Raw genomic sequence first — 5775 nt, 5'->3', positions numbered from 1 at the left:
CCTGATTATAATACTTCCCACTTATCTCCTCAACAGTTTTAATCTCTACCACAATCTCATCTTCAACAAAAAGATCAAGTCTATGAATCCCAACCTCAACACCTTGATAGAATATCTTGACTTCTTTCAGTTAACTCTTCTTTTCTCCACTTCTCCATCTTCTCCTTTTCTCCTTATTTTTATCCTACCTGAACACTTACAAAATTACTAATGCCTTCACTTTTGATACTCACTTTCAACAAAAGGGATTTATCATCTTACCGCATCAATTGTATATTTAACGAGACATTGAATAGCTTTAAGTGCTGAGCCGGTAGCATCCTGAACAGACAGGGCTACCTCTGCAGGCTTTTTGGCAACTCCAGCCGAATAAATCCCTTGCTCAGAACTCATAAATCCATTTTTATCTATATTCAATGGTAGACTTGTGCCTTTTAATGTGGGTTCCATCCCGCAGGCTAAAACTACCATGTCAACCCTTACCTTTGTTTTATTTCCAGCCAGAATATCCTCTGCCTCAACAATCAATTCTCCGTTATCTTCGTCAACCGAGGCGACTTTACCCTTGATTAATTTAACCTTTTCATCAGCCTGCACCCGATTATAAAAATCCTCATATTTACCCGGCGTGCGAATATCAATATAAAACATAAACGCCTCTGACTCGGGAATACCTTCTCTCAGATAAGTTATTTGTTTTAAAGAGGCAAGACAACAAACCGCTGAGCAATATGGCAGGTGGTTTTCATCCCGAGAGCCAGCACATTGGACAAAGGCAACCTTTTTTGGTTCTTTTTGGTCAGAAGGTCGCAGGATTTTACCGTTGGTTGGGCCATTTGGTGCGGCAAGCCGCTCCATCATCATATTGGTAATTACATCCTTGTATTTACCAAACCCAAGGTTATCAATCTTTGAGGCGTCGTAAGGTTGCCAGCCTGTAGCCACAACTATAGAACGGACATTAATTTGTTTTGTCTGTGGTTGCATCTCTAAATCAATTGCTTTGTATGGACAGGCATCCACACAAGAACCACATTTGATACAAACAGTATTGTCTATGACATATTTGTATGGAAATGCTAATTGATGGGGAAGATGAATGGCTTTGGTCTGGCTTAAGTTTAAATTAAAATCATCATTGCGGTCTATTGGACAGACTTTAGCACATTCTCCACAGGCAGTACATTTTTCCGTAACAAACCGTGGATTAATTCGCAGAGTAACATCATAATTCCCCTCCTGCCCAGTAATTTTTTCTACTTCTGTCAGGGTAAAATATTTAATTTTGTTGTTTGTTTTAATTCGACGGAGGTTTATCTCCATTCCACAGTATGGTGGACAGAGTTTGGGAAAATAGCGATTCATCATCACCACTCTGCCGCCCAGATACGGTTTTTTTTCAATAAGCGTGACATTATAACCTGCTTCACCCGCTTCAACTGCGGTGGTTATGCCACTGATTCCGCCACCAATGACCAGAATATCTTTCATTAGTTTACCTCAGATAGGTCAGACAAGCCAGGCAAATCCGACTTGTCTGACCTAAAAAATCTCTTACTTCGGCACCAAATCCTTATGTGCCTTTTTGAATATCTCCCATTGTGCTGTCTTTGGGTCGTATTTCGAGTTGACAAAACATTTCCAGTCATTATCATTAATCAGATTAAAATCTGACCGATAATAGAATCCTGGATATCGGCTTTCTTCTCTAAACAGGATATGTCGCAGATGAATCTCTGCGGTCCAGATACGATGATAATTTTCCCAGCATCTCATCAATTCATGCAGGTCTTTAGCGGCCATCTTTTTAGAATCTTCTTTAAGCATTTCAAGAAGGTTCAGTGCCGTTTCCAGCATAACTTTGTTAGTAATATAGTGAGTTTGGCAACCACCACCGTACTCATCCATAATCTTATTCAGACGAAACATTAACATTTTCGGTTTAATGTAATGTGGGTTGACATCAGGGTCAACAGAATATCCTTTATGATTCTCATAGTTAATGAACGGCAGGTAGATTTCATCCGCCAGTTCTTTTTTATCCTGAGTCACCGTTGGTGTAAAATCTTTATTGTCGAGGATAAATTTAATAGCGGCTTTACCTGCGATTCTACCTTCACAATGAGAGCCAGAGGAGAATTTATGACCTGATGCACCGACGCCGTCGCCAGCTGTGAATAACCCTTGCACCGTAGTCATCCGATTGTAACCCCATTGCCATTCTGCGGGAGCAATATCCTCCGGACCACTAACCCAAATTCCACTGCAGCCTGAGTGTGAACCTAAGAGATATGGTTCTGTAGGCATCAGTTCAGACATATTTGTTTCTGGGGCAATATTCATTCCTGCCCAGAATCCCGCCTGACCAATACACATATCGAGGAAATCCTCCCATGCCTCTGATTCAAGTTCTCGACATTTCTTTGGTTCATTGTTATATTTGGCAAACAACTCTTTCATTGCTGTAGGTGTATCCATATAGATAGGTCCTCTACCTTTTCTCATCTCTTCAAGCATCTGATGATTTCGTAAGCAGGTGGGAACTACTTTAGAACCACCATAGGGCATATAGTCATTAAGCAAGTCTTTATTTCTTACTGTATAATCCTCGCCCATTGCGTTTAAGGCTTTTGCCTTGAATAATAAGAACCATGCTCCGACTGGACCAGCACCGTCTTTAAATCTGCACGGGACAAAGCGGTTTTCCATCATTGTTAGTTCTGCCCCAACCTGGGCGGCCATCGTATATGTTGAGCCAGCATTCCAGATGGGATACCATGCCCGACCCATACCTTCGGCAGTTGATTGTCTTGGTTTAAAGATGTTTACCGCACCGCCACAAGCCATCAGAATCGCCTTAGCCCGAAAGATATAGATTTTATTTTCACGGACGCTAAATCCAACCGCACCAGCAATTCTATTTTGCTCTTTTTCGTCAAGCAAGAGTTTAACAATAAAAACCCTTTCATAGATATTTTCCATACCCAGTGATGATTTAGCCGCTTCCGCAACGATGGTTTTATAAGATTCACCATTAATCATTATTTGCCATTTACCGGTTCTGACTGGCTTACCACCTTTTTCAAGGGGAATTCCTTCACTGCCATGTTCTTTCCAGATTGGCAAACCCCATTCCTCATATCTATGAACTGTGTCGTCCACATGACGGCCAACATCATAGATTAAATCATCGCGAACTACACCCATTAAGTCATTGGAAACCATCCGCACATAATCTTCGGGTGTATTTTCACCAAGATAGGTGTTAATAGCGGAAAGTCCCTGGGCAACTGCCCCACTTCTTTCCAGAGCGGCTTTATCCACAAGTGTAATTTTCATTCCTTCAGGTGCCCATCTTTTAACTTCAAACGCCGCTCCACAAGCGGCCATTCCCCCGCCTACAATCAAGAGGTCAGTATTAACTTCCACAATCTGTGGGTCTTTACAAAAATGAGATGTTCCTGCAGTAACTACAGACATATTTTTTTCCTCCTTATCTTAAATTATAGCAAGCAGGGATGCTTGCCTTACTGTATTACTTTGCCGGGGTAGGCAGTGTTTTTCCAACCTCGGTAAAAAAGTTTTGAGATTTAATATCATCTGCAGAGGGTTGTGGTTTCCCTTCATAAGGTTTAATTGACCCCTCTGGTGTAGTCCGAATAGGGAACTTAAATCTCTTGATATTCCCATTACGGAATTTTATTGTCCACATAATCGAATCAGTCCCTCGTAAGGGAATAATGCTACCTCCCATTGGGACAATATCGGCATACGCCCTGATTTCTATTGCCTGTTGAGCACATATTTTTGCACAGCAATAACATTCCCAGCATTGCTCTGGCTCCTGGTTGAATGCCTTGGTCTTTTCGTCATTCAATCTAAACAGGTCATTAGGGCAAATGTATTGACAGGCTGTTTTATCCTGTCCTTTGCAACCATCACATTTTTCTGCAATTACAAAACTTGGCATATAATTTTACCTCCTTATTTTTGGTAAATGGTAACTGGTGAATGGTAATTAATTACCAATTAACCGATTACTTACTTTTAATTTCGTGAAGCCCCATCTTTACTTTTGGATTTTGGATTTTTTTCATCACCTCCTCTATTTCCCCTGAAAATAGACTACAGACTATAGACCATAGACTATAGACCAAGGAACCGATGAAAAGCAAGTTTATTCCCCCTTAATAAAGGGGGTTAGGGGGTTGTCCTTCCATTATTTTCATCCCCCTTTGTGAGTCGCAGACTCATGAGCGTTTCCCCTGAAAATAGGAAGTAGAAAGTAGAGAGTAGAAAGTAAAGAAAACATCACTCCTTAAGCCTATCTCCTTACCTTCTGGACCCCTCCCACCTACCACTATTTTCATCTTCGTTTGTGAGCCGCAGGCTCATGCCCGGTCTCTCCCTTTGTATGCTTATGTAATTTAATCTCTACCTTTTCCGCCTCGTCCAGTTTAGCATAATACTCTTTTAAAATCGCTAATACCTCAGGTCGGCTAAAGTGGTCTGGCACATCCTGATTTTCAGACAGGAGTTTTCGGAGCATAGTCCCGCTTAAAATCACCCGATACTGATTGTCATGAGGGCAGGTTTTCATTGAAGCCATACCATCACATTTGGTGCAATAGAAAGTGTTATCGATTCTAAGTGGTTGAAGCAAAAGGGCATCTGATGGAATTTCATCAAAGATGTGGTGAGCATCAAAAGGTCCATAATAATTACCCACACCGGCGTGGTCTCGACCGACCAGGAGATGGCTACAGCCGTAGTTTTGTCTGAAAACGCCGTGGAGTAAAGCCTCGCGTGGTCCAGCATAACGCATCTCCATTGGATAAACCCCTTGAATACAGGTATCTTTGACAAAGTAGTGTTCTGCTAAGGTATTAATTGCTCTAACACGCACATCAGCAGGTATATCCCCGGCTTTCAGTTTACCCACCAATTGATGAATAAATACGCCGTCGCAAACCTCAACGGCTATTTTAGCCAGATATTCATGAGCTCGATGCATCGGATTTCGTAATTGAAGAGCGGCTACTTTACTCCAACCTTTTTCTTTAAAAAGTTCTCTTGTCTGTGCTGGTCTCATATAAAGCTCACCGTATTCCTCTGGATAATGGAGTTCATTCAATACTTTTACCCGACCGGCTAAATTTACCATTTCCTGCGACATAACTTTATGAACCCCGGGATGCTCATGGTCAGTAGTTTTAAAAACCTGTTTGCATTCATGTTCCTTATCAATTGTGTATTTCTCCTCAATCTTCATTGTGCCCATTAATTCGCCGCTTTCCTCGTCAATCAAAGCAACCTCTTCACCCTTTTTTAAACTATCTGCTTGACCTTCTGTGGTTGAAAGTGTAATAGGAATAGGCCAGAAAATACCATTTGTCATCATCATTTCATCGCAAACACCCTGCCAATCAGCCTTACCCATAAAACCGGTTAATGGTGTAAAAGCACCAATACCCATCATTATCAAATCAGATGTCTCTCGCGATGTCATCTTTATTTGAGTTAAAGTTTTGGCTTTCTTTTGCTCTTCCTTTAATTCATCACCCGTTAGCAACAACGGCTTTAATTCTTCACTCCCGTGTGGTGCAATTAATTTTGACATATTTTTTCCCTCCTTAAATTGTTGATTTTTTGTAACCGTTCAGGGCTATACATTAGAAGTGTAAACAAGGAGAAATGGGGAAAAGGGAGAATTGGAGAAATGGCTCAAACTTTTTCTTGCTCCACCCTTCAGACATTAATCCTGGTGTCGTGTTG

The 5775-nt window shown here is 41.2% G+C and carries 5 protein-coding genes; all 5 read right to left on the bottom strand.

Annotation, left to right across the window (positions count from 1 at the left end; all coding sequences use genetic code 11):
- Positions 1-115, bottom strand: a 115-nt coding sequence (locus AB1414_14125) for a GxxExxY protein (GenBank protein MEW6608559.1), incomplete at its 3' end; no start/stop codon positions are given.
- A gap of 137 nt (positions 116-252) precedes the next feature.
- Positions 253-1491 (bottom strand): CoB--CoM heterodisulfide reductase iron-sulfur subunit A family protein, encoded by a 1239-nt coding sequence (locus AB1414_14120; GenBank protein MEW6608558.1) that lies wholly within the window; start codon positions 1489-1491, stop codon positions 253-255.
- Positions 1492-1554: 63 nt separating this feature from the next.
- The gene (gene aprA, locus AB1414_14115; GenBank protein MEW6608557.1) at positions 1555-3480 is read right to left on the bottom strand and encodes an adenylyl-sulfate reductase subunit alpha; all 1926 of its coding nucleotides are present in this window, start codon (positions 3478-3480) and stop codon (positions 1555-1557) included.
- A 55-nt stretch (positions 3481-3535) separates the two neighbouring features.
- On the bottom strand, positions 3536-3970 hold the full coding sequence (gene aprB, locus AB1414_14110; GenBank protein MEW6608556.1) for an adenylyl-sulfate reductase subunit beta: 435 nt from the start codon (positions 3968-3970) through the stop codon (positions 3536-3538).
- A 396-nt stretch (positions 3971-4366) separates the two neighbouring features.
- Positions 4367-5620 carry a sulfate adenylyltransferase gene (gene sat / locus AB1414_14105; protein ID MEW6608555.1) on the bottom strand — a complete coding sequence of 418 codons (1254 nt, stop codon included), beginning with the start codon at positions 5618-5620 and terminating at the stop codon, positions 4367-4369.
- Positions 5621-5775 lie beyond the last annotated feature (155 nt).

This window comes from bacterium (genome assembly GCA_040755795.1).
Classification (GTDB): domain Bacteria; phylum UBA9089; class CG2-30-40-21; order CG2-30-40-21; family SBAY01; genus JBFLXS01.
Note: the sequence above shows the minus strand (reverse complement) of the source record. Positions and strands in the feature narration are given on the sequence as shown.